We start from the raw sequence: 21,760 nt of genomic DNA on the forward strand, positions 1-21,760 counted from the left end.
AATGTGGTGGAGCGGGTGTCACATTATCGAGAGCGCATCAAGCCTTGTGACAAGCAGAGCCCTTGTGGCGGACATCCGCTGTGTGCTTGTAAATTCAGCACACACACGGCATGAGGCAACAGACATCAGAATAACGGTCGCAAAAACGGGGTTTGGGACAGGGGCGATTTTGAAATGACCGAAGAACAACATTTTGTTGATTACTATCGCATATTGGAAGTCAGTCCTGACTGCGACGCTAAGAAGCTGGAAACAGCCTATCGCCGATTGGCCAAGTCATATCACCCCGACCATATTGAAACCGCAGATGTCGACAAATTCAATGCGGTGATCGAGGCGTACAGGGTTCTTCGCAACGTCGAATATCGGGCAGAATATGACCGTTTATATAGGGAGTATTACCCCGCGGAGGAACTCGCATCCCCATTATTCGATGATGTTGCTGTCGAGGAAAAGACCGCGCTGACCGACGCAGAGGCGCATGAAAAAATTTTAATGAAGCTATACAAGCGAAGAAGGGAAAATGCCCAAAATCCGGGCGTTCTTGCGTTCTACATCAAGGAATTTCTGAACTGTTCCGAAGAGATTTTTGAATTTCACGCTTGGTACCTTAAAGCCAAAGGCTACATTGAACGCACCGAACAAAACGAGCTTGCCATCACTGTAGATGGCATTGACCACGTCATCTCCATGTCACGCACCAGCATGGCTGCCCGTTTGCGTATTGCTCAAGCGAACTCGGGTTCTGAACAGGACTAAGTTACATGCGACTGACCTGCCCGGTGGTCGCACCTTTTAACATTGCGTCATGCGAAATATTTTCGCCAAGCCACGATCATGTGGAATAATTGCCTATTCTGGGTAAAGTCGTCATGAGGAAGATTGTCAGCGCGGATCTTGGGGGGAGAGATGCCGGGAGTGCAACCGCTTATCGTCGTTGTCGTATATGCCCTGTGCCTCTTCGCATTTGCGTCATGGGCAGAAGGGCATCGTAACGCTACCCAGAAGCGACGCCTGCGCCTGCCGGCCTATGTGCTGGCGATCGCTGTTTATTGCACATCGTGGACTTATTATGGCGCAGTAGGCTCGGCAGTTGCGGACGGCTGGTCCTATTTACCCATTTACCTCGGCCCAGTTCTGGTTTTTGTATTTGGCCATTCCTTTTTGCGACGGTTAATCCATGCTGTGAAAAATGATGGAGCAAATTCCATCTCGGAATTCATCGGTGGCCGTTTTGGAAAAAGCCAGACCGTTGCGGCGTTGGTCACCATTCTCGCTTTGTTTGGCAGCATACCCTATATCGCACTACAGTTGCGCTCTCTAGGGACCACCTATTCCCTGATTTCCGGTGGGGCAGACTCTTCTGCAGCCATGGTTGTTGCCGCCGTTGGACTTGCGTTGTTTACGATGGTTTACGGAACCCGGCGTTACGAAGCCGCTAGTCGAAATGATGCTGTGCTGTTCGCTGTCGGCTTTGAATCGCTGTTCAAACTTACCGCGTTGCTGGTCGCTGGTGGAGTCGCGATTTTGTTGCTGATGCGCACGGACCCTGTCGTTACGAGCAACGCCGTTGCACAGCTGTCGCGGAGATTCGCACCATCGAACATTGGTGTCGATTTTTTCGTCATAACCTTGCTGTCAATGGCAGCTATCATTTGCTTGCCGCGGCAGTTCTACGTGACGGTGATTGAAGCCGAAAGCGCAGGCGACATCACGCGCGCCCGTTGGCCATTCGTAGCCTATATGGTGGCAACATTGATTGTCGTGCTGCCAATTTCGCTTGCGGGCTTGTCCCTATTGTCAGCCAATACCACGCCTGATTTATACGTTCTTCAATTACCGCTGTCACAACAAATGCCGTTGCCGGCATTACTGATATTCCTTGGTGGCTTTTCCGCGGCGACGGCGATGGTCTTGGTTGAGACAATTGCGCTTTCGACAATGGTATCCAACGATCTGGTTGCACCATGGTTGGTCCGTAGCGAGCGATTAAAGGGAGAGGGTGATTTAGGCCGCGCATTGTTGACAACGCGGCGCCTTGCAATGGCGGCTATCATGCTTGCGGCACTAGGCTGGGCATTGGGGATCGCCGACAGTCAGCGGCTCGCTTCGATTGGCCTTGTCGCTTTCGCCGCAATGGCGCAATTCGCGCCTGCGCTCATATTGGCGGTGCTCGGCAGTAATCGCGATGCAGCCGCTGCTAAGGCCGGTCTATTGGCGGGTTTGCTTTTGTGGATATACACACTCGCCCTGCCCCAGATCGTAAGCAAATCCTGGCTGGCTTCTCTACAGGGTACGTTATTAGATCCTAATGCGCTTTTGGGAATTGATGGCCTGAGCCCGATCAGCCACGGGGCGATCTGGAGCATTGGCGCAAACCTGGCGGCATTTTCATTGGTGACGATACGTCGTGTCCAGACCAGCGCTTTGCCCGGGCTGCTGCGCAACAATTTTCCAGATGCACCTGCAGTTTCGACGATAGGCGAATTGAAAAGCGCGGTTGCCCGCTTTGTCGGCCCCGAAGCGGCTTCGGAAACTTTCGCGGGCATAGCTGACAAAGCACCTATTGATCGCGCAAACACCAGAAAGGCCGAGCGCTTGATTGCGGGCGTGGTGGGGTTACCGTCAGCGCGCGCCTTTGTACGCTCCGTCCTTTACGGATCTAACCTCACAAGAGAAGAAGTTTCCCGGCTGCTTGACGAAACTGGACAAAGCTTGCGTTTTTCAAAGGATTTGCTGGCTGCAACACTGGAAAACATTGACCCGGGCGTAAGCGTTGTCGATCGCGACCTCAACATCGTTGCATGGAATAGCAGGTATCTGGACATATTCGCCTATCCGCCCGGCATGGTAAAGGTAGGTGCGCCAGTCGCGAATCTTATCCGTTACAATGCCGAACGTGGAGAGTGCGGACCGGGAGGGGTCGAGGCGCATGTCGAAAAGCGTCTAGGACATATGCGCAATGGGTTGGTGCACACATTTGAACGCGTCAGACCCGATGGTCAGGTTTTAAAAACGGTCGGTGGCCCGATGCCGAGCGGCGGTTACGTAATGTGTTTCACGGATGTCACGACCGAGGCTCATGCGCTTGCGGCGCTTGAAAACGCCCGAACGGAACTTGAAATGCGGGTTGTGGAGCGCACACGCGAACTGCAGACCGCAAATAAGGCCTTGGCTGATGCGGACGCCGAAAAAACCCGTTTTCTTGCTGCGGCCAGCCATGATCTGTTGCAGCCGATCCACGCCGCCAGGCTGTTTGCCGGCGCACTCGCCCGACAAATGCCTGATGCCCAAAAGGGCATATTGGACAAGCTGGACCGGTCCATTGATCTGGCTGACACGCTTCTGCGGGCGCTTCTGGATATATCGCGCTTGGATGCAGGCGGCGTGTCGCCCCAGAAGCAACCCGTCCGGGCACGCGCATTGTTAATGGAGTTGGTGGAAACATTCGCCCCTTTGGCACGCCAAAAGGGTTTGGAAATTCGCATCGGACGTGGCGATGCCATTTTAGACACCGACCCCGGTCTGCTAGGTTCAATTATCCAAAATTATCTATCAAATGCGATCAGATACACCCGCAAGGGCGGAATATTGGTGGGCGTTCGGCACCGCAAAGGATTAGTCCGTATAGACGTGATCGATACTGGCCCCGGCATACCTGCTGACAAGCAAAAGCAAATCTTCAAGGAATTTGAACGATTAGCAAATGCGGATGAAGGTGGCATAGGACTCGGCCTCGCCATCGTTGAGCGCACCGCACGTGTTCTGGGTGCCCGGATCTCGCTCCGTTCGCACGAGGGCAAAGGTAGCCGTTTCAGTATCACGCTTCCCCTTTCAGGGTTGCAGCCAAAAGCCGCCGAGCCAATCCAGACCGGGCCCAGCGCCGGGTCAAGGCAGCTTTCTGTGTTGGTGGTTGACGATGATCCTACCAATCTTATGGCGATGGAAAGTTATCTGTCGGCATTAGGCCATCATTACATGCTTGCGGAGTCGGCACCAACAGCACTTGCGAAGGCCAGCAATTTTGATGTTGCATTGATTGACTTTAATTTAGGTGATGGCGAAGACGGCCTTTGGCTAATCCGTGAACTTCGCAAGCAATGTCCAACGGCGCGCTACGCACTCGTGACCGCTGCACGAATGAGCGAGTTCTCTATGCGATCTGAACTCGCCGACGTGTCGGTTCTCGCAAAACCCGTTTCGGCGGTTACGTTGGAACAATATTTGTCAGAGCAAAGCGATAATTTGGTCGCGCCTGCGGGTTAATGGTGAATTGGTTCCAGTCCAAGCGCCTTGCCCACCAGTACGGCCTGTGTACGATTTTGAACGTCGAGTTTTTTGAGGATAGCAGTCATATGCGCCTTCACCGTCGCTTCGCTAATGCTGAGATCATAGGCAATCTGCTTATTAAGCCTGCCTTGCATCACGCCTAGCAAGACCTTGAGCTGGGTCGGCGTAAGCATCGTAATCTGGGCGGCGACGGGGTCAATTTCATCGTCCGTCGGCGCGACAATTCGGCGTCCGGCAAGCGCATCTGCAATCGCCTGTTCAATGGCATCCAAGCCTGTATCCTTGCCGATAAATCCGACAGCGCCAAAGCGTACGGCATTTTGCGCAGCTTGGCCTGCATCTGCACTTGAAATGACCAGGATCGGCACCGCCGGTTTTTCCGCATGAAGCAGGGCAACCCCGGAATAGCCTTCGGCCCCCGGCATCTTGAGATCAAGCAGCATTAATATAAGGTCATCGGCTGCAATGGCCTCATTGAGCGCCGACTCCAGATTGGCACATTCGACGATCCGGGCGTCCGGCCGCACCGCCGCCGCCGCCATCGACAGAGCCTGCCGAAACAGTGGATGGTCGTCAGCAATGAGGATCGTGCCCGTCATGTAGATACGGCGCGTGAACGTACCAGATTGTCTACGACCGACGGATCGGCGAGGGTCGAGATATCTCCCAGATTGGAAACATCACCTTCGGCTATTTTGCGCAGGATACGGCGCATGATCTTGCCAGAGCGCGTCTTGGGCAATCCTGATGCAAAATGGATAATGTCGGGCGTCGCGATCGGACCAATTTCATGGCGCACCCATTTTACCAGTTCTGCGCGAACTTCCGGCGATTCCACTTCATTGACGTTCAACGTCACATACGCATAGATGCCCTGCCCCTTTATGTCGTGCGGGAAGCCGACAACTGCTGCCTCGGCGACCTTTGCATGGGCAACAAGAGCGCTCTCGACCTCTGCAGTGCCCATACGATGTCCAGAGACATTAATGACATCGTCAACCCGCCCGGTAATCCAGTAATAGTCGTCTTCATCACGACGGCAGCCGTCACCTGTAAAATATTTGCCGGGATAAGTGGTGAAATAGGTTTGGAAAAACCGCTCATGATCACCCCACACGGTCCGCATCTGCCCGGGCCAGCTGTCGACGATGCACAAATTGCCATCCGTAGCACCGTCGAGCACTTTGCCGTCTCCATCGACAATGACAGGCTGCACGCCAAACATGGGCTTCGATGCGGCACCGGGCTTAAGCGCATGGGCGCCCGGCAGCGGAGTCATCATGGTCGCACCCGTTTCAGTCTGCCAGTAAGTGTCAACGATGGGGCAGCGGCCTTCCCCAACAACATGATAATACCATTCCCAGGCCTCGGGATTGATGGGTTCGCCGACCGAGCCCAGCAGATGAAGCGAGCTGCGTGATGTTTTCTTTACCCACTCGTCACCCTCACGCATGAGTGATCGCAGCGCGGTCGGCGCACCGTAGAATATATTGACCTGGTGCCGGTCAACGATTTGCCAGAAACGGCTATGGTCCGGGTAGTTTGGAACCCCTTCAAACATCACGGTCGTCGCGCCATTGGCAAGCGGACCATATACGACATAGCTGTGGCCCGTGACCCATCCAATATCGGCGGCGCACCAATAGACCTCGCCCGGCGTGTAATTAAACACATAATGGTGGGTCATGGCTGCCCAAACCAGATATCCGCCGGTAGTGTGCAATACGCCCTTTGGCTTTCCGGTGGATCCAGATGTGTACAGAATGAATAAAGGATCTTCGGCGCCCATAACTTCGGGTTCGCATTCGTCAGGAACAGTCGTACGGATATCCTGATACCACACATCACGGTCACTATGCATTTCGACATCGTTTCCGACATGGCGGACGACAAGGCATGCCGTCACCGAGGTGCAATGAGTCAACGCTTCGTCGACATTCTGCTTTAGAGGCACCAGCTTTCCGCCACGCATTCCAGCATCCGCTGTAATGACAATGTTGGAATCGCAATCCTGAATACGTCCGGCCAGCGCATCGGGAGAAAATCCTCCAAAAACGATCGAGTGGATTGCGCCAATGCGCGTGCATGCAAGCATCGCCATGGCCGCTTCGGGTATCATCGGCATATAGATGGTGATGCGGTCACCCTTGCGCGCGCCCAAATCCTTCAGGGCGTTCGCCATCCGGCAAACCTCGGCATGCAATTCGCCGAAACTGATGCGCCGCTGCTGCGAGGGATCATCACCCTCCCAGATGATGGCAATATCATCCTTGCGCTCGGGCAAATGTCGATCAAGGCAGTTCACAGAGACGTTCAACGCGCCACCCTCAAACCATTTAATGCCAAAATCGGCTTCGTTGAAGCTGGTGTTCTTCACTTTGGTAAAGGGTGTCATCCAGTCTAGGCGCGCTGCCTCCTGTCGCCAGAATGTGTCCGGGTCACTGACTGATTGGGCATAAGCGGCGTCGTAACGCTCGGACGTAATAAAAGCCTTTTTCTTCCAGTCATCCGAAACAGGATAGATTTCCGACATATTGCCCTCTCCGTTGAATTTATCATTTATGAGTCAGAATAGCGCGCTCCGCGTGGACCGGCACCCCCGACCTAAGTCTAACACAGAGTCTCCCCGAACTAAGACCAAAGTCTAACTATCCGCAACGGCAAAGTCAGGCGACTATGATTGGCGGGATACAAGGACCGGCAAAAGTCGGACGGGGGAGGAAGAAATGCAAAAAAGGACAATATTCGCATGGCTGCTTGCAGGCGTCGCAACCGCGACATTGATGCCAGCTGATGCACAGGCAGCCACCGACAAAGAGAATCAGCTAGAAGCGCGCATCGAAGCTCTGGAACGTGCATTTGGCTCGCTCCAAGGCGAGTTGAGCTCCACCAAGGCGGAAAATGCAGAACTGCGTCTGGCGGTTGCGAAAGCCGACACCAAAGCGACGGAGGCTGCCAGCATGGCACAGGCAAACAAGCCCGCGCCTGCCCCCATTGTGGATGGCTTTACGGTTGGTAACGGCGGGACGCGGATTAAGCTTGGCGGCTTTCTCAAAACCGTCGCCAGTTTCAGCCGCTGGAGTGATGGCGATGTCGCTGCCAACACCCTTGGCCGTGATTTCTACTTGCCGCAGTCGATACCCGTAGGCGGTGTGCGCGAGTCCACCGACAATGATTTTTCGGCAAAGCAGACGCGTTTGTGGATGAACCTAGAAACGCAGGTCGCCGGTCACACGCTGAAAGGTTATATTGAAACTGATTTCCAGACCGCAGCAGGAACGCAAGGCACCGAGCGCACCACAAATGGCTATGATCTGGCGCTCCGGCGCGTTTTTGTGCAATATGACAAGCTAACAATCGGACAAGACTGGTCCACCTTCCAATTTGTCGGTGCTCTTCCGGAATCAACCGATTTCGTTGGTCCGACGGAAGGAACGGTGTTCGTCCGGCAACCGCTTGTCCGTTACTCAATGCCGATTGGCAAAGGGCTTGTCATCCATGCGTCTGTGGAGAATCCTGAGACAGCAATGGCAAACCAAGGCGCGCCTGCCCTCATTGAGAATGACGATGACAGCCTGCCCGATTTTGCTGCCCGGTTAAACTATAACGCCAGCTTTGGCGAATTGTCACTTGCGGGCCTTCTTCGGCAACTGTCGTTCGATAATGGCGGCATTCATGACGAAGTTACCGGCTATGGCGCAAGCGTTGCAGGCAAGATTTTTCTTGATAGCGCCAAGCGCTACGATCTCCGGTTCATGGCGACCTATGGCCAAGGCATTGGCCGTTATGTCGGCATAAATTTTGCGCCGGATGCCGTGCTTGCCACTGGGACGAACCAGTTGCGTAACGTCGAGACCATCGCAGGTCTGGCGGCATTGCGGCTGGGTTGGACCCCGAAGCTGCGTTCAACATTAATGGCAAGCTATCAGGAAGCCGATTACGCCTCGGGCCTTTCCGCCGCCTCGACCGCGGCTTTCAATAAATCGGCATGGAGCGTTGCTGGCAACCTGTTCTGGTCGCCAGCCGCCGGCTTCGATTTGGGTGTCGAATATCGCCACGGCGTGCGCCGGTTGGTCAGCGGTGTCGACGGAAAACTCGACCGCGTCGAATTTGCGGCGAAGTACAGTTTTTAAGTTCAATCTAGTGAGAGGGGAGAATAATAATGGCAACAACTTATGACACAATCCCCAAGCACCATGTAGCCACAGGTAGCGAAAAGAAAGTTATCCTGGCATCATCGCTTGGCACTGTTTTCGAATGGTATGATTTCTATCTATACGGCCTGCTGGCTACGATAATTTCAGCCCAGTTTTTCTCAGGCGTTAACGAAACAACTGGATTTATCTTTGCACTTGGGGCGTTTGCCGCGGGCTTCGCTGTGCGTCCCTTTGGTGCACTCGTATTCGGCCGCCTCGGGGACATGGTCGGACGCAAATACACGTTTCTCGTCACCATGGGCCTCATGGGTTTTGCAACCTTTACTGTGGGCGTTTTACCAAATTATGCCAGCATTGGCGTTGCTGCGCCAATCATGCTCGTGGTACTTCGCCTTTTACAAGGGCTGGCACTTGGCGGAGAATATGGCGGGGCAGCCACCTATGTTGCGGAGCATGCGCCCAATAACAAGCGCGGGCTATACACCAGCTTCATCCAGACCACTGCCACACTTGGCCTATTTGCGGCTTTGTTAGTGGTCATTGGGACGCGAACACTTATCGGTGAAGAATCGTTCAGGGATTGGGGCTGGCGTGTTCCGTTCCTGATCTCCGTTGTGCTGCTTGGCGTATCACTTTGGATCCGTATGCAACTGCAGGAAAGCCCTGTTTTCCAGAAAATGAAAGAAGAAGGCACCAATTCAAAGGCGCCGATTTCAGAGGCTTTTGGAAATTGGAAAAATGGCAAATTCGTTGTCATCGCCCTGCTGGGTGCTGTCGCTGGTCAGGCTGTGGTGTGGTATACCGGACAGTTTTACGCCATGTTCTTTCTGGAAAAGACTTTGCTGGTTGACGGTGCCACAACCAATATCTTGATTGCGATTGCGTTGGCCATAGGCACACCGTTTTTCGTTTTCTTTGGCTGGTTATCGGACAAAATTGGTCGCAAGTGGATCATCATGGCCGGTTGTGCCTTGGCTGTCGTGACCTACTTTCCGGTTTTCCATGCTTTGGCGAACGCAGCAAACCCCGCCATGACTCAGGCGAGCGAGGCGGCACCTGTCACCGTCACGGTCAACGACAATGATTGTTCGCTTCAGTTTGATCCCATCGGAAAGAACAAATTTGACAGCAAAAGCTGTGACATTGCCAAGTCTTATCTGGCAAAAAATGCCATCAGCTATTCTGTCGTTGATGCGCCCGCTGGGACAATTGCGTCTGTTCAGATTGGATCAAAACTGATCACTGCTCCAGACCCATCAAAGGTAACTGGAGACGACAAATCTGCAGCGATCAAAGCATTTGGCGGAGAAGTTATCTCGACACTGGAAGCAGCAGGTTATCCCGTAAAGGACAATCCAGCCGCAACCAAGGATCCAAAGGCAGCCAAGAAAATCCTGTTCGCGGATCCGGCACAGATCGATAAGCCGTTGGTTGTTCTGATCCTTACCTATCTCGTCCTGTTGGTAACGATGGTCTACGGCCCGATTGCAGCTTTGTTGGTTGAACTGTTCCCAACGCGCATTCGCTACACATCCATGTCGCTGCCTTATCATATCGGCAACGGCTGGTTCGGTGGGTTCCTGCCGACCACGGCGTTTGCAATGGTCGCCGCGACGGGAGATATCTATTATGGTCTGTGGTACCCGATCATCGTCGCAGGCTTGACCCTGGTCGTCGGCATCATGTTCCTGCCAGAAACATTCCGGAAAAATATCGACGAATAAAGTAACAAGACAATCTCAGGAACTTGAGGCAGCTTTGGCTGCCTCTTTTTTTGGTCTGAGCCACCGACATGTCACAGCCGGACTTTGAACCTGCATTGCGTCAGGACCTATGAGGTTGCTGCCGATGTTCAGGGGCGAAATACTCAATGTCGAAGACGAGTGATAATAGGACTAGCACAGGCGTCGGTTACCGCAGAAGCCAATGGAAGTGCCGCCGGCGTGCTTCACACATGATGTCGCCACCCTGGCGGATTTAAAAGTGGCAACAATCTTCGCTGCGTTCAGATATACGATAAATCAGTAAACGCGCGAGAGTAATTGGTGGACAGGGCTGGATTCGAACCAGCGTACGGAAAACCGGGCAGATTTACAGTCTGCTGCCTTTAACCACTCGGCCACCTGTCCACATCTTCGTCGGGGCATCATGCATTTGCATGAGGGCCGGTCCCGCAGAAGAAGCAGCCCAATGGCGAAACGCCCCTTGCCTGTCAATGCCTCAAGTGGGAAAGGGCACTTCAACGTCCTCTTTTTCATCAACAGGTACATAAAATGTCTTCACACAAGAGCCATCGTCGCCGTGGTGCAGCGGTCACAAGCGGCAATCCCAAATTTTACGGGCGGCACGCCGTCTATGCGGCGCTCGACAATCCGGAACGCCGCCTTATCAACTTATGGGGTACGCGTGAGGAAATCGGCAAGATTGTCGTGCCTGACGGCCTGACCGTGCAATATGCTGAAGTCAACGATCTGGCGCGTTTCGTGCCGAAAGACGCGCCGCATCAGGGCCTGGTGCTTGAGGTCGCTCCGCTCGAGGATGTCTGGCTGACCGATGCGCTTGCCGTTGCGAACGATGACAACCGGCCCCTGCTGGTTCTCGATCAAGTGACCGACCCGCATAATGTCGGCGCGATATTCCGGACGGCGGCCGCCTTTGGTGCAGTTGCAGTTGTCACACAGGACAGACACTCGCCGCCCGAATCAGGCGCGTTGGCAAAGGCCGCATCCGGCGGGTTGGAAGTCATGCCGTGGGTGCGCGTGGTCAATCTTGCCCGCGCGCTCGAGGAGATTGCCGAGGCCGGCTATTGGCGAATCGGCCTGACGGGTCATGCCGACGTCACGCTGGATCAAGCGCTCACACCCGGACGAAACGCGCTGGTACTGGGTGCAGAAGGCGACGGAATGCGCCACAATATCCAGGAACATTGCGACCAGCTCGCCAAACTGCCGATGAGCGGACAGATGGAATCGCTTAATGTGTCCAATGCAGCGGCGATTGCGCTATATGCCGCAACCGTGCGGCGGGGTTGAAGGCGCAATAATGGGCATCCCGGCTCAGCAACTTCGCGATGCGCTTGATGCGCTGGCGGCGATCGAGCCCGGCATTGCCGCAGCAATTGCCGTCACAGGATATCCTGACGCGCGGATTCGAGAGCCCGGCTATGCCACCTTGCTGCGCACGATCGTGGGACAACAGGTAAGCGTTGCTGCGGCAGCTTCGGTCTGGAACAAGCTTGAGGCGCTGATAGGCGCTGGTTGCCCTCCAGACGCCTTGCTGGCGCAGGAATTCGACGCGTTGCGTGCTTGCGGTCTCAGTCGCCAAAAACAGGGCTATGCGCGCTCGCTGGCAGAGCTTGTGCTGTCGGGTGACTTGCCGCTCGACGCCCTGCCCGCCGACGACGAAGAGGCAATCGCATATCTGACACAAGTAAAAGGCATTGGGCGTTGGTCGGCCGAAATCTATTTGCTGTTCGCAGAAGGCCGCACCGACATTTGGCCAGCCGGCGACCTTGCGGTTCAGGAAGGCGTTGGTCGCCTGTTAAAACTTGAGTCGCGGCCGTCCGAAAAGGACATTCGCATCATCGCCGAACGTTGGCGCCCGCATCGCGGGGCCGCAGCGATTTTTACGTGGCATATTTACGCCCAGGGATTTCAGGCCATCTAAGGCTTCAACGATTTATTTAGCCCCATGACCTCCAGCAAAAACGTCTTGGGCTTTTTGAAATAGCGGCTTTGGCGGTTAACGCTCAGGCCAAGCAAAGCCGCTGCCTCCATCGCAAAATGCACGCAGTTGCGCTTTCCCAGATTATAGCTTTTGCCTGGGAGCGTGCGCCATTTTTCTACAAATGCCATGAAACGGTGATATTCGGCGTCGGACAGCTTCACGGAAAAATGCGGATTGCTGGCGGCAATATATTTGGCGTCCTTTGTTTCGACCACGCCCTTGACGGATCCCATCAGGATCGCAGGTGACACATTCACCGCAGTAAATCCGAAATTGGTGTCCACCGCTTCGCCCGTTGAACCGACAGTGCCTTTTAATTTCACAAAAGCATGCGGAAAATGGTCGCCAAAATCATGGCTGTAAAATGTTGCGACGACTTCTGCCCGCGCGGGCGTGGAAAACTGGCTGAAAATGGCAACAATCAGCAGGGACCAATATCGAAACATAATCGCTCCTTATGCCAAAAGGATGTATCCAGCCTTTATCGGGTCCGCAATAATCAGTTGACGTTGTCGGCAAATTGATGTCGCTGACAGGCATGTGAGTAAGGGGAGAGTCCATTATGTCGGCAACACAAAAAAGCATTTTTATAACCGGTGCGGCGTCCGGTCTTGGCCGCGAAGTCGCGCGCTATTTCGCGGATGCGGGCTGGTTCATTGGCCTTGCTGACGTGAATGAAAAGGGATTGGAGGAGACTGCTTCCTCGTTGCCCCCCGGCCAATGGTCGCGCCACCGGCTTGATGTAACTGATCGTGCCCAATGGAAAGCGGCTGTCGCGGAATTTTCACAGCACACCAATGGTCATATGACGGTATTGTTCAACAATGCGGGAATTGGTTCTGGCGGGCCTATCCAGGACATGACGGATGAGGACATTGATCGCATGATTGCCATCAATCTGACAGGCGTGATCAGCGGCACCCGTGCCTGTTTCGACTTGCTGAAGAACACGCCGGACGCCTGCGTGCTCTACACCAGCTCGGCCGCCGGCATTTACGGCTCGGCGGGATTGAGCGTATACAGCGCCACCAAGTTTGCGGTGCGCGGACTGGCCGAAGCGCATGACATTGAATGGCGTCCACTCGGCATAAAAGCACGCAGCTTGATGCCCGGCTTCATCGACACCAACATCATTGGCGGAATTGACGCTGGCAGCAACATGACCGGCAAGGAGAAGCTTCAGTCAGTAGGTGTTGAAGTAAGCCCCGTATCGATTATTGGCCCCGCCGCGTGGGAAGCGATTCACGGCGACAAGGTACACACGCCGGTGAACAAGATGGCCAGACAACTGGCCTTTTCCGCGCGCTGGTTCCCCAACCGCTTGCGCAAGCAATTAGGCCTATTGGGTGGTCTTGGGGATGTGGTAACGCCTAAGACGTGATGGCGTCGATTGCCAGGGCCAGATCAATGTCCCGTTGCGACAACCCGTCCGCATCATGTGTTGTAAGCAGGATTTCGACACGGTTGTACACGTTGAACCATTCGGGATGATGGTCGGCTTTTTCGGCAAGAATGGCGATGCGCGTCATGAAACCAAAGGCTTCGGCAAAGTCGGTAAAGCGCAAGCTGCGCCGGATGCCCTTGGCGTCGGCGTCATACCTCCATTGGGGCAGTTGTTGCAAAACCGCTTCGCGCGCCGCGTCATCCAGTCTTGAAACCTGCATATGATAATCCTGCTTTTGCAATTGAACAAATTCATGCCTAAGTCGCGCCATGTCCTCGCGTCAAGCACCGTCGCCAATACTTAGCCTTGAAAATGTCGCGGTCATTCGCGGCAACCGGCTCGTGCTGCGTGACTTGTCGCTGGCTGCGCGATCAGGGGATATTATCTGGATCAGGGGCGCCAACGGTTGTGGGAAGTCTACCTTGCTTCGGCTTGTTGCAGGATTGTTATCCGCGAATTCCGGTGCAATCCACGCCGACGGCCGGATTGCACTTGCGGACGAGAATCTCGCACTTGATGCCAATCTGACGGTGGAGACGGCGCTGAAATTCTGGGCTGATATGGATGGCGCTTCCCCGGCGCAACAGATCACCGCCTTGGCCAATATGGGTTTGCAAGACTTGTCCAAAATTCCCGTGCGTTTTCTCTCTACGGGTCAGCGCAAGCGCGCAAGCATCGCCCGTGTTTTGGCATCAAAGGCAGATATCTGGTTGCTTGATGAGCCATACAACGGCTTGGACAGTGCAAGTTGCGCGCGCCTTGATCAGGCGATAACCGACCATGCCGCATCTGGCGGAATAATACTCGTTGCTGCGCATCAACCGCCCACCATCAACGTTGCTGACAGCTTGGTACTCGACAGGACGGGTGTCGCTGCATGAGGGCCTTTACCTCCCTGGTTGCCCGAGAAGTGCGGCTGGCATGGACAGGCGGCGGATTTTGGCTTCCCGTGGTTTTCTACCTGGCAGTTGCGACACTTTTTCCTTTTGTCACTGGCCCGGACAAGGCTTTGCTCGCACGAACCGGCGGCGGCATATTGTGGATCGCCGCACTTCTCGCAACCCTTCTGCCTATTGAGCGGCTGATTCTGCCCGACCGTCAATCCGGAGTGCTGGATCAACTCGCCCTGCGGGGCTGGTCCGATGAACTCGTTGCCACCGCTAAAATCGCCGGGCAGATATTCGCCTTCGCGCTTCCGTTGCTTTCGGCCACAGTGATCGGTTCAGCGCTTATCGGGTTACCGGAGGCACAATTGGGCACCCTGTTGCTTGGCCTTGCTCTGGCATTACCGGCGCTGTCCGGCTTGTCAGTCATGATCGCCGCACTTACTGCGGGTTTAAGCGGCGCCAGCGCGCTTGGCGGTTTGTTACTCGTCCCAATCACTATTCCTTTGCTTATTTTCGGCGCCGGAACTCTGGCCGAAAATCCGGGCAACGCCATGCAGTTGCTGGCCGCAACCTCGCTGGCTATCACGGCGCTTTCCCCCTTTGCCGCCGGGGCAGCATTAAGGGCTGGCAGAATCTAGGCAACAAAGCGGTGCCTGCCTCGTTACCTTTTCCCAACGCAGGAGAAGGTAATGCAATCCATCTGGCTAATTGTCGTCGTTGTCGGGCCGTTGCTGCTGATTGCCGCGATCATCACAATGACCGTGCGCAACAAAATCAAATCCACACCCGCAAGCGAAGCATTTACTGAGGCAGCGACCAAGCGACGCCGCGAAGAAGAGGCGCATGCACCCAAAGAAGTAGAAGGCCCTCTCGGTTAGTTACACGGCCTACTGCGCAGAAAGTTTCTTCGCATAGCCGTCTGCGACCATCGCTTCGACCATATCGAACAGTTTCTCCGGGTCCTGCGCACGCAAGATGGGGATATTGGCCTCCATGCCCTCGGCTATCACAATCTCCCGCTTGCCGGTGGCGACGGCCTCCCAAATTAGGCGCGCGACCCTGTCTGGATCAATGCCGTTATCGATCGCTGCATCGCTTATGCCGCGCACGGAACCATCGGCGTTCAGCGCATTGCGCGATACATTTGTTTTCACTGAGCCAGGTGCGACGACAAGCACCTTGACCCCCTGACCTGCCACTTCGCTGCGCAATGCGTCGGCATAGCCGATAAGGCCGTGCTTGGCGGCGCAATACGCTGTGCGCATAGGAATGCCCGCCTTGCCAGCGACGCTTGAGATCATGATAATCTGTCCACTGCCGCGCGAAACCATATGGGCTAGCAAAGCTTGCGTAAGCGCAATCGGGGCCAGCAGATCGACATCGATTATGCGTCGGTAGACCGACAAATCCGTGTCCACCGCGGGGGAACGCTGCGAAATGCCGGCATTGTTGACGAGCACGTCGACAATGCCACGAAAAGCAATAGCTTCGGATACTTTGTCAGGAATGCTGTCATAATCGACAGTATCAAAGGGCAGGATCAGGCACCGGTCAGGCGCTTCGGTTTCGGCTGCAACACGTTGCAGTTCAGCAACATTACGTCCCGACAATATGGCTGCCCCGCCCTGCGCGACAAACGCCTTGGTCACGGCCTCGCCTATCCCCGACGATGCTCCTGTGATCCATGCTGTTTTCTGTGAATGACCCATGATTTTTACTCTCCTGATCCTTCATTACGTCAACCCGAGCTTGCCTGCTGTCAAGACATTCTGGCTTGCACTTTTGCACGCACGACACCACATGCGGTGAATGCTGATAGAAACCGAACTGACCCCGAACCCCGCCACCATCAAATTTCTGCCTGGCCGCGTAGTCATGGAAACTGGAACGCGCGATTTTGCCGCCCCTGAAGAGGCAGAAGCCTCTCCTTTGGCCGAAGCATTATTCGGGCTTGGTGATGTCACGGGCGTGTTCTTTGGACATTCGTTCATCTCGGTGACCGCTGCACCTGGAGTGGAATGGGCCACTTTAAAGCCTGACGTTCTGGGCATATTGCTTGATCATTTCAGCGCCAACATGCCCTTGTTCAAACCGGCCGTTGCTGGCTTCTCTGTCCCGTCGGGCGACGCGGATTATCCACTGGACGACCCGGAAGACGCGGACATTGTGGACCAGATCAAGGAATTGATCGAAACGCGCGTTCGCCCGGCCGTTGCCAATGACGGCGGCGACATAATTTATCGGGGTTTCCAAAAAGGCGTGGTGTTCTTGCAAATGCAGGGCGCATGTGCGGGATGCCCTTCATCGTCGGCCACGCTGAAAAACGGCATCGAGCAATTGCTCAAGCATTATGTTCCGGAAGTCACTGAAGTCCGCGCAGCTTAAGATTCCCGCTTTCGAAAGTATATCCATGTCCGTAGTTCTCGATAACGCCGCCCTTGACCAACTATTTAGGGAAGCACGCAGTTTTAACGGATATTTGGACACGGCGGTAACCCAATCCCAGCTGGAACAAATATGGGAACTGATGAAGTTCGGGCCCACGTCTGCCAATTGCTTGCCCGCACGTATTATCTGGTGCACCAGCGATGCCGCAAAGCAGAAACTCGCCGCCTGCTGTATGCCAAGCAATGGCGAGAAGATACTTCAGGCACCGGTAACCGCCATCATCGGGATGGACCTCGAATTTTACGAGAATTTGCCTGAGCTTTTTCCGCATACTGATGCGCGAAGCTGGTTTGTCGGCAATGATGCGCTGATCGAGAAAACAGCCTTTCGCAATAGCAGCCTTCAGGGCGCTTATCTGATGCTTGCTGCGCGATCGCTTGGACTCGATACCGGTCCGATGTCCGGCTTTGATAACGCTGCGGTGGACGAAGCATTTTTTGCGGGCACAAAAATACGCTCAAATTTCATCTGCACACTTGGTTATGGCGACAAGGCGAGTATCTTTGAACGCAGTCCGCGTCCCGCATTCGGCCGGTTTAACCAGGTCGTCTGACGTTAAGGGGGCGGGCGAACTGTCATGCGCACTTTGGTCATCGATACAGCAACACGGGCCTGCTCTGTTGCTTTGTTTGATGGCGATCGAGTCCTCGCGGCGGAGCATGAGATAATTGGTCGCGGTCATGCCGAACGATTGCTTCCATTTATCCACGCACTGCCAGATAACGGCAAAGCTGACCAAATCATGGTCAATGTCGGGCCCGGCAGTTTTACGGGCATCCGTGTCGGCGTGGCTGCGGCAAGGGCTTTAGGACTGGCTTGGCACATTGGTGTGCATGGCTATGGATGCGTTGCTTTGGTGGCTGCCATGGCTCGCGCACAACTGGCGGAGCCCGCAGCAATCGACGTCATCATGAGCGGCGGCCATGGCGAGTATTTTTTTGAGGCCTTCGACGACAACGGGCGATCACTTGCGCCTGTGCAATCCGTGCCGCCTGATCGACTGCCCGACCTTGCCACGGCAAAAATCGTGGCGGGCGACATCGATCCGCAGCGGCTCGACCGATCATGGTTCCACTTGTTACCCGACGCGCGGCACTGGACGCAATTGTCGGCAGACAATCCGCTTCCGGCGACACCGATTTATGGCAGAGCGCCCGATGCAAAGCCGGCTGCTATTCGCGGATGATCCGGGTCGTAGAGGGCGATGCCGGAGATATTGCGGCCCTGATGACGATCATGGACGACGCATTTGACCCGGCTTATGGCGAAGCATGGACTGCCTCTCAATGCCTGTCCGCTTTGGTTCTCCCTGATTGCCAATTATTGCTGGCCCGAACGGATGATGACGTCTGTGGCTTTGCCTTGAGCCGCTGGGTGCTTGATCATGAAGAACTGTTGATGATTGGTGTCGCGCGGCGATTTCAGCGACAAAATATAGGCAAATTGTTACTGTCCGAAACCGTTGTTCGGGCCCGCTGTGCAGGACGTACAAAAATATTCCTTGAAGTCCGCGACGGGAACAACGCCCGTGACTTTTATCTTAAATCCGGATTCAATTCGATCGGACGTCGCAAAAATTATTACAAAAATGCTACAGGATTAAGTCCGGATGCAATTACTATGGCGTTAGATTTACAATATTAGATACATTTCAACATTTCTTGACGGCTAAACTTTGATTCTATATAGGATATTGAACTATCAAAACAAAAAAACGGGTCGTGGAGTTTGTAAAATGTCACAAGAAAGTAACGAAGTAACTGAATTGTTAATTACGCTGACCGCAGATATTGTCGCAGCGCATGTCAGTAACAACAGCGTGGCTGTATCGGATGTATCAACTTTAATCTCTAACGTGCATGCGGCGCTTTCTGGAATTTCCGGGCCAGCCGCCGTGGAAGAAACTGTCTTGGAACCTGCAGTTCCTGTCCGTAACTCTGTAAAGCGCGATTATATTGTCTGCCTGGATGACGGTAAGAAGCTTAAGATGCTCAAGCGTCACCTGATGACTCATTATGGCATGACGCCGGACGACTATCGCGCCAAATGGGGATTACCCGCTGACTATCCTATGGTCGCGCCGGCATATGCCGAACAACGCCGCGAGTTGGCCAAGGCCATCGGCCTTGGACGTGCGCCTGGATCGGGCCGCAAGAAAAAGGTGAAATAGGCTTTTTTAGTGTTATTGCAGATCAAGGCCGGGGCTATCCTCCGGCCTTTTTCTTTGACGAATCATGCTGTGACACTAAATGTCTATCGGCATGGATATCAAAATAGACATCGAGGCGCTCTGCAACGAACGCGGCCTTCGCATTACCGACCAGCGGCGAGTCATTGCCCGTGTCATATCTGACTCTAATGACCACCCGGATGTGGAGGAACTTTATCGCCGCTCATCGGCGATTGATCCCAAGATTTCCATTGCCACGGTGTACCGGACAGTTCGGCTATTCGAAGAGGCTGGCATATTGGACCGGCACGATTTCGGCGATGGCCGGGCACGCTACGAAGCATCGCCTGAGGCGCATCATGACCATCTGATTGACGTCGAAACCGGAAAAGTTGTTGAATTTGTCGATCCCGAGCTTGAGGCGCTGCAAAAGATAATTGCCGAACGCCTTGGGTATCGCTTGGTGGACCACCGTATGGAGCTTTATGGCGTCGCCATCGACCGCAAGGATTGAACGACGCAACCCTGCGGCATTTGTCGCCGGGCAGTTCATGTTTTTTGCGCGTCTGCTGCTTATGGCCAGCAGCCTGACTACAAGCCTTGTTTTGCACAATATCTGGCGCGTCTTCCGCAAACCTTCGCCTTGGCCGCGCTTGTTCCTGTTATCAATCAGCTGGACGAGCGGCATCGCGACCGCGACAACCGGCACGCGCGTCCGCAGCAACGTCTTCTATGCCGCCAACCATCATAGCTGGATCGATATTCCCGTCATGTCCGGCGTAACCGGATGCACCTTTGTCGCCAATGACGGCATTGAACGCTGGCCGCTGATCGGCTGGCTGTGCAAGATCAATAACACCATTTTCGTCAACCGCGAAAGCCGCACCAGCATTGGCAGCCAGGTTGATGACTTGCGTGCCGCCATGACGGGGGAACAGCCTGTCACGATTTTTCCCGAAGGCACCACGCACGATGGTTCCGGCTTACTTCCATTCAAACCGTCTCTCTTTGCCGCGCTTGTCCCGCCCCCTTCGGGCATGCTGGTTCAACCGGTCTATCTCAATTACGGCCGCCATACCGCGCGCGTGGCTTGGGTAGGCGATGAAAAGGTCACCGACAATTTTTGGCGTTTATTGTCCTATCTGAAGCCGATAACCGCGACCTTGCATTTTCTCGAGCCTTTTGACCCAGCTCACTACCCTGATCGCAAAGCTATTTCCGCCGAAGTACGCACGCGCATCGGGGCTGCAATGGAGGGTGGCGGCAACACGGCGCGCACTGTATAGGCGCGCGTTATGAGCACGGATTCTCCCAAAACCTATTCGATCAAAAATTACGGCTGCCAGATGAACGTCTATGATGGCGAACGCATGGCCGAAATGTTCGAAAGCCAGGGCATGACGCCCGCCGATGAGAAGGCCAATGCCGATCTCGTAGTCCTCAACACCTGCCACATCCGCGAAAAAGCCGCCGAGAAAGTTTATTCAGAGATTGGCCGCTTGCGCCGAAAAGACGGGAGCAGCCCTGTGATCGCCGTTGCCGGTTGCGTTGCTCAGGCCGAAGGTGGCGAAATTAGCCGCAGAGCCCCCGAAGTTGACATTGTCGTAGGTCCGCAGGCCTATCACAACCTGCCCGAGATGGTGGCTGCCGTCGGGCGCGGCGAACGCGTCGTTGACCTTGATCTGCCCGGCCTCGACAAGTTCGGCAAGCTCCCTGCCCGCCGCAAGCAGGCGCCGTCCGCGTTTCTGACGGTTCAGGAAGGCTGCGACAAATTTTGCACTTATTGCGTTGTACCCTACACGAGAGGCGCCGAAATCTCGCGCAGCTGGTCTGAATTGCTCGACGAGGCAAAAGCGATAGTCGACGCTGGTGCCAAGGAAATCACCTTGCTTGGCCAAAATGTCAACGCATGGGACGGCGAAGACGACAAGGGCCAGATGCAGGGCCTTGACGGCCTCATCCGCGCGCTCGACAAGATACCCGGTCTGCGCCGCATCCGCTATATGACCAGCCACCCGAACGATATGACCGAGGGTCTGATTGCCGCGCATGGCGATGTCGAAAAATTGATGCCGTTCCTGCACCTGCCTGTGCAGTCAGGATCGGACCGCATATTGAAGGCCATGAACCGCAGCCACAGCCGTGACAGCTATATGCGTATTCTCGACCGCGTCCGTGCCGTTCGCCCTGACATTGCCTTCTCCGGCGATTTCATCGTTGGGTTTCCCGGCGAAACTGATGCCGATTTCGAAGATACCATGCGCCTTGTTCGTGAAGTGGGCCATGCGCAGGCCTATTCGTTCAAATATAGCCCACGTCCGGGCACGCCAGCCGCCGAAATGCCTGACCAGATACCGATGCATGTTATGGACGAACGGCTTCAGCGTCTTCAGGCACAAATTGTCGCGGACCAGACCAGCTTCAACGAACGGACTGTCGGGCGTACATGCGATGTCCTATTGGAGCGGCCAGGAAAGTTTACCGGGCAGCTTATCGGTAAATCACCATGGCTTCAGTCCGTGCATGTCCTTGCACCGGACCTTTCTATCGGCAATATCGTTACAGTGCAGATTACCGATTCTGGACCGCTTAGCCTGAAAGGTGAACCAACGATGAGAGCAGCCGCCTGAATGGCCAA

The 21,760-nt window shown here is 54.8% G+C and carries 23 protein-coding genes and 1 tRNA gene; 18 read left to right on the top strand and 6 right to left on the bottom strand.

Annotated features, from left to right (window positions below):
* Nucleotides 1-174 precede the first annotated feature (174 nt).
* Together ACK4S7_RS06490 and ACK4S7_RS06495 are read left to right on the top strand one after the other, a co-directional pair.
* Nucleotides 175-759 carry a DnaJ domain-containing protein gene (locus ACK4S7_RS06490; protein ID WP_409645236.1) on the top strand — a complete coding sequence of 195 codons (585 nt, stop codon included), beginning with the start codon at nt 175-177 and terminating at the stop codon, nt 757-759.
* A 123-nt stretch (nt 760-882) separates the two neighbouring features.
* A complete protein-coding gene (locus tag ACK4S7_RS06495) occupies nt 883-4,266 on the top strand; it encodes a PAS-domain containing protein (RefSeq protein ID WP_409645237.1) in 3,384 nt (1,127 codons plus the stop codon).
* Here the strand turns inward: ACK4S7_RS06495 and ACK4S7_RS06500 are convergent.
* Together ACK4S7_RS06500 and acs are read right to left on the bottom strand one after the other, a co-directional pair.
* A complete protein-coding gene (locus tag ACK4S7_RS06500; protein ID WP_409645238.1) occupies nt 4,263-4,889 on the bottom strand; it encodes a response regulator transcription factor in 627 nt (208 codons plus the stop codon). The two genes, ACK4S7_RS06495 and ACK4S7_RS06500, sit on opposite strands and share 4 nt — an antisense overlap.
* Nucleotides 4,886-6,823: an acetate--CoA ligase gene (acs, locus tag ACK4S7_RS06505; RefSeq protein WP_409645240.1), complete on the bottom strand. Its 1,938-nt coding sequence runs from the start codon at nt 6,821-6,823 to the stop codon at nt 4,886-4,888. The genes ACK4S7_RS06500 and acs overlap by 4 nt, the downstream gene beginning before the upstream one ends.
* A gap of 193 nt (nt 6,824-7,016) precedes the next feature.
* Between acs and ACK4S7_RS06510 the strand changes: the two genes are divergently transcribed.
* A complete protein-coding gene (locus ACK4S7_RS06510; RefSeq protein WP_409645241.1) occupies nt 7,017-8,423 on the top strand; it encodes a DcaP family trimeric outer membrane transporter in 1,407 nt (468 codons plus the stop codon).
* A 29-nt stretch (nt 8,424-8,452) separates the two neighbouring features.
* Nucleotides 8,453-10,171, top strand: coding sequence for an MFS transporter (locus tag ACK4S7_RS06515; protein ID WP_409645243.1), 1,719 nt, complete (start codon nt 8,453-8,455; stop codon nt 10,169-10,171).
* Between the two features lie 319 nt (nt 10,172-10,490).
* Here the strand turns inward: ACK4S7_RS06515 and ACK4S7_RS06520 are convergent.
* Nucleotides 10,491-10,576, bottom strand: a tRNA-Tyr gene (locus ACK4S7_RS06520).
* Nucleotides 10,577-10,720: 144 nt separating this feature from the next.
* Between ACK4S7_RS06520 and rlmB the strand changes: the two genes are divergently transcribed.
* Together rlmB and ACK4S7_RS06530 are read left to right on the top strand one after the other, a co-directional pair.
* Nucleotides 10,721-11,479: a 23S rRNA (guanosine(2251)-2'-O)-methyltransferase RlmB gene (gene rlmB, locus ACK4S7_RS06525; protein WP_409645244.1), complete on the top strand. Its 759-nt coding sequence runs from the start codon at nt 10,721-10,723 to the stop codon at nt 11,477-11,479.
* Between the two features lie 10 nt (nt 11,480-11,489).
* Nucleotides 11,490-12,113 carry a DNA-3-methyladenine glycosylase family protein gene (locus tag ACK4S7_RS06530; protein ID WP_409645245.1) on the top strand — a complete coding sequence of 208 codons (624 nt, stop codon included), beginning with the start codon at nt 11,490-11,492 and terminating at the stop codon, nt 12,111-12,113.
* On the opposite strand, the gene ACK4S7_RS06535 is transcribed toward ACK4S7_RS06530, so the two are convergent.
* Nucleotides 12,110-12,619 (bottom strand): hypothetical protein, encoded by a 510-nt coding sequence (locus tag ACK4S7_RS06535; RefSeq protein ID WP_409645246.1) that lies wholly within the window; start codon nt 12,617-12,619, stop codon nt 12,110-12,112. The two genes, ACK4S7_RS06530 and ACK4S7_RS06535, sit on opposite strands and share 4 nt — an antisense overlap.
* Before the next feature lie 116 nt (nt 12,620-12,735).
* Here ACK4S7_RS06535 and ACK4S7_RS06540 point away from each other — a divergent pair, with 116 nt between their 5' ends.
* A complete protein-coding gene (locus ACK4S7_RS06540) occupies nt 12,736-13,554 on the top strand; it encodes an SDR family oxidoreductase (RefSeq protein ID WP_409645247.1) in 819 nt (272 codons plus the stop codon).
* On the opposite strand, the gene ACK4S7_RS06545 is transcribed toward ACK4S7_RS06540, so the two are convergent.
* Nucleotides 13,544-13,837, bottom strand: coding sequence for a 4a-hydroxytetrahydrobiopterin dehydratase (locus ACK4S7_RS06545; protein WP_409645261.1), 294 nt, complete (start codon nt 13,835-13,837; stop codon nt 13,544-13,546). The genes ACK4S7_RS06540 and ACK4S7_RS06545 overlap by 11 nt on opposite strands.
* A gap of 49 nt (nt 13,838-13,886) precedes the next feature.
* Here ACK4S7_RS06545 and ccmA point away from each other — a divergent pair, with 49 nt between their 5' ends.
* The 3 genes from ccmA to ACK4S7_RS06560 are packed head-to-tail and all read left to right on the top strand — an operon-like array spanning nt 13,887 to nt 15,382.
* Nucleotides 13,887-14,498: a heme ABC exporter ATP-binding protein CcmA gene (gene ccmA, locus ACK4S7_RS06550; RefSeq protein WP_409645248.1), complete on the top strand. Its 612-nt coding sequence runs from the start codon at nt 13,887-13,889 to the stop codon at nt 14,496-14,498.
* Nucleotides 14,495-15,142 carry a heme exporter protein CcmB gene (locus tag ACK4S7_RS06555; RefSeq protein ID WP_409645249.1) on the top strand — a complete coding sequence of 216 codons (648 nt, stop codon included), beginning with the start codon at nt 14,495-14,497 and terminating at the stop codon, nt 15,140-15,142. Before ccmA ends, ACK4S7_RS06555 begins: the two co-directional genes overlap by 4 nt.
* Nucleotides 15,143-15,193: 51 nt before the next feature.
* Nucleotides 15,194-15,382: a hypothetical protein gene (locus tag ACK4S7_RS06560; protein WP_409645250.1), complete on the top strand. Its 189-nt coding sequence runs from the start codon at nt 15,194-15,196 to the stop codon at nt 15,380-15,382.
* Nucleotides 15,383-15,391: 9 nt separating this feature from the next.
* Here ACK4S7_RS06560 and ACK4S7_RS06565 read toward each other — a convergent pair whose 3' ends face one another.
* The gene (locus tag ACK4S7_RS06565; RefSeq protein WP_409645251.1) at nt 15,392-16,213 is read right to left on the bottom strand and encodes an SDR family NAD(P)-dependent oxidoreductase; all 822 of its coding nucleotides are present in this window, start codon (nt 16,211-16,213) and stop codon (nt 15,392-15,394) included.
* 100 nt (nt 16,214-16,313) lie between these two features.
* Here ACK4S7_RS06565 and ACK4S7_RS06570 point away from each other — a divergent pair, with 100 nt between their 5' ends.
* The 8 genes from ACK4S7_RS06570 (at nt 16,314) to miaB (ending at nt 21,752) form a co-directional block, all read left to right on the top strand.
* On the top strand, nt 16,314-16,889 hold the full coding sequence (locus tag ACK4S7_RS06570; RefSeq protein WP_409645252.1) for a NifU family protein: 576 nt from the start codon (nt 16,314-16,316) through the stop codon (nt 16,887-16,889).
* A gap of 25 nt (nt 16,890-16,914) precedes the next feature.
* Nucleotides 16,915-17,505, top strand: a complete 591-nt coding sequence (locus ACK4S7_RS06575; protein ID WP_409645253.1) for a malonic semialdehyde reductase — start codon at nt 16,915-16,917, stop codon at nt 17,503-17,505.
* A 24-nt stretch (nt 17,506-17,529) separates the two neighbouring features.
* Nucleotides 17,530-18,138 carry a tRNA (adenosine(37)-N6)-threonylcarbamoyltransferase complex dimerization subunit type 1 TsaB gene (tsaB, locus tag ACK4S7_RS06580; protein WP_409645254.1) on the top strand — a complete coding sequence of 203 codons (609 nt, stop codon included), beginning with the start codon at nt 17,530-17,532 and terminating at the stop codon, nt 18,136-18,138.
* Nucleotides 18,135-18,596, top strand: a complete 462-nt coding sequence (locus ACK4S7_RS06585; protein ID WP_409645255.1) for a GNAT family N-acetyltransferase — start codon at nt 18,135-18,137, stop codon at nt 18,594-18,596. The genes tsaB and ACK4S7_RS06585 overlap by 4 nt, the downstream gene beginning before the upstream one ends.
* 91 nt (nt 18,597-18,687) lie before the next feature.
* Nucleotides 18,688-19,122, top strand: a complete 435-nt coding sequence (locus ACK4S7_RS06590) for a MucR family transcriptional regulator (protein ID WP_409645256.1) — start codon at nt 18,688-18,690, stop codon at nt 19,120-19,122.
* 91 nt (nt 19,123-19,213) lie between these two features.
* The gene (locus tag ACK4S7_RS06595) at nt 19,214-19,636 is read left to right on the top strand and encodes a Fur family transcriptional regulator (protein WP_409645257.1); all 423 of its coding nucleotides are present in this window, start codon (nt 19,214-19,216) and stop codon (nt 19,634-19,636) included.
* Nucleotides 19,608-20,408, top strand: coding sequence for a lysophospholipid acyltransferase family protein (locus ACK4S7_RS06600; RefSeq protein WP_409645258.1), 801 nt, complete (start codon nt 19,608-19,610; stop codon nt 20,406-20,408). The genes ACK4S7_RS06595 and ACK4S7_RS06600 overlap by 29 nt, the downstream gene beginning before the upstream one ends.
* Before the next feature lie 9 nt (nt 20,409-20,417).
* The gene (gene miaB / locus ACK4S7_RS06605; protein ID WP_409645259.1) at nt 20,418-21,752 is read left to right on the top strand and encodes a tRNA (N6-isopentenyl adenosine(37)-C2)-methylthiotransferase MiaB; all 1,335 of its coding nucleotides are present in this window, start codon (nt 20,418-20,420) and stop codon (nt 21,750-21,752) included.
* Nucleotides 21,753-21,760 lie beyond the last annotated feature (8 nt).

Origin of the sequence: Sphingorhabdus sp. (assembly GCF_046292425.1) — a bacterium.
Classification (GTDB): domain Bacteria; phylum Pseudomonadota; class Alphaproteobacteria; order Sphingomonadales; family Sphingomonadaceae; genus Sphingorhabdus_B.

Coding starts and splice junctions, on each gene's coding strand:
- ACK4S7_RS06490 (WP_409645236.1), top strand. CDS start 175: ATGACCGAAGAACAACATTTTGTTGATTACTATCGCATATTGGAAGTC.
- ACK4S7_RS06500 (WP_409645238.1), bottom strand. CDS start 4,889: ATGACGGGCACGATCCTCATTGCTGACGACCATCCACTGTTTCGGCAG.
- acs (WP_409645240.1), bottom strand. CDS start 6,823: ATGTCGGAAATCTATCCTGTTTCGGATGACTGGAAGAAAAAGGCTTTT.
- ACK4S7_RS06510 (WP_409645241.1), top strand. CDS start 7,017: ATGCAAAAAAGGACAATATTCGCATGGCTGCTTGCAGGCGTCGCAACC.
- ACK4S7_RS06515 (WP_409645243.1), top strand. CDS start 8,453: ATGGCAACAACTTATGACACAATCCCCAAGCACCATGTAGCCACAGGT.
- rlmB (WP_409645244.1), top strand. CDS start 10,721: ATGTCTTCACACAAGAGCCATCGTCGCCGTGGTGCAGCGGTCACAAGC.
- ACK4S7_RS06530 (WP_409645245.1), top strand. CDS start 11,490: ATGGGCATCCCGGCTCAGCAACTTCGCGATGCGCTTGATGCGCTGGCG.
- ACK4S7_RS06535 (WP_409645246.1), bottom strand. CDS start 12,619: ATGTTTCGATATTGGTCCCTGCTGATTGTTGCCATTTTCAGCCAGTTT.
- ACK4S7_RS06540 (WP_409645247.1), top strand. CDS start 12,736: ATGTCGGCAACACAAAAAAGCATTTTTATAACCGGTGCGGCGTCCGGT.
- ACK4S7_RS06545 (WP_409645261.1), bottom strand. CDS start 13,837: ATGCAGGTTTCAAGACTGGATGACGCGGCGCGCGAAGCGGTTTTGCAA.
- ccmA (WP_409645248.1), top strand. CDS start 13,887: ATGTCCTCGCGTCAAGCACCGTCGCCAATACTTAGCCTTGAAAATGTC.
- ACK4S7_RS06555 (WP_409645249.1), top strand. CDS start 14,495: ATGAGGGCCTTTACCTCCCTGGTTGCCCGAGAAGTGCGGCTGGCATGG.
- ACK4S7_RS06560 (WP_409645250.1), top strand. CDS start 15,194: ATGCAATCCATCTGGCTAATTGTCGTCGTTGTCGGGCCGTTGCTGCTG.
- ACK4S7_RS06565 (WP_409645251.1), bottom strand. CDS start 16,213: ATGGGTCATTCACAGAAAACAGCATGGATCACAGGAGCATCGTCGGGG.
- ACK4S7_RS06570 (WP_409645252.1), top strand. CDS start 16,314: ATGCTGATAGAAACCGAACTGACCCCGAACCCCGCCACCATCAAATTT.
- ACK4S7_RS06575 (WP_409645253.1), top strand. CDS start 16,915: ATGTCCGTAGTTCTCGATAACGCCGCCCTTGACCAACTATTTAGGGAA.
- tsaB (WP_409645254.1), top strand. CDS start 17,530: ATGCGCACTTTGGTCATCGATACAGCAACACGGGCCTGCTCTGTTGCT.
- ACK4S7_RS06585 (WP_409645255.1), top strand. CDS start 18,135: ATGATCCGGGTCGTAGAGGGCGATGCCGGAGATATTGCGGCCCTGATG.
- ACK4S7_RS06590 (WP_409645256.1), top strand. CDS start 18,688: ATGTCACAAGAAAGTAACGAAGTAACTGAATTGTTAATTACGCTGACC.
- ACK4S7_RS06595 (WP_409645257.1), top strand. CDS start 19,214: ATGGATATCAAAATAGACATCGAGGCGCTCTGCAACGAACGCGGCCTT.
- ACK4S7_RS06600 (WP_409645258.1), top strand. CDS start 19,608: ATGGCGTCGCCATCGACCGCAAGGATTGAACGACGCAACCCTGCGGCA.
- miaB (WP_409645259.1), top strand. CDS start 20,418: ATGAGCACGGATTCTCCCAAAACCTATTCGATCAAAAATTACGGCTGC.